The sequence below is a fragment of the Pseudomonas sp. SIMBA_068 genome (genome assembly GCF_046534705.1).
GTDB classification, from domain to species: domain Bacteria; phylum Pseudomonadota; class Gammaproteobacteria; order Pseudomonadales; family Pseudomonadaceae; genus Aquipseudomonas; species Aquipseudomonas putida.
Genome location: NZ_JAWRYI010001289.1, coordinates 1 through 247, shown reverse-complemented (window position 1 = coordinate 247; position 247 = coordinate 1). Strand labels below are relative to the sequence as shown.

Genomic DNA, 247 nt, shown 5'->3' with positions numbered 1-247 from the left:
CTACCAGAATACGACGGCAGCTCATAGTCCCAAAGGTAAGTACCTTTAAGCCAATTGCCAAGGAAGCAGGCAGGATCCACCGCCGAGGAGGAAACAGCCACAAATTCCGCCTTTTCCAACGACTTCTTGACTGCATTGATGCTGGGTGCAAAGACATAGCCCATCGGACTCAATGCCCAGCCTTCTAGCCTAGCAATTGCCTTTGCCGTATTGTCTGCGATGCCATCGCCGGATATACATGCCGGGC

1 protein-coding gene is annotated in these 247 nt (G+C 52.6%); it reads right to left on the bottom strand.

Going from position 1 to position 247, the window contains the following annotated elements; genetic code table 11:
* Positions 1–247: hypothetical protein (locus SB756_RS33730; RefSeq protein WP_410913719.1), on the bottom strand; the 247-nt coding region annotated here is incomplete at both ends.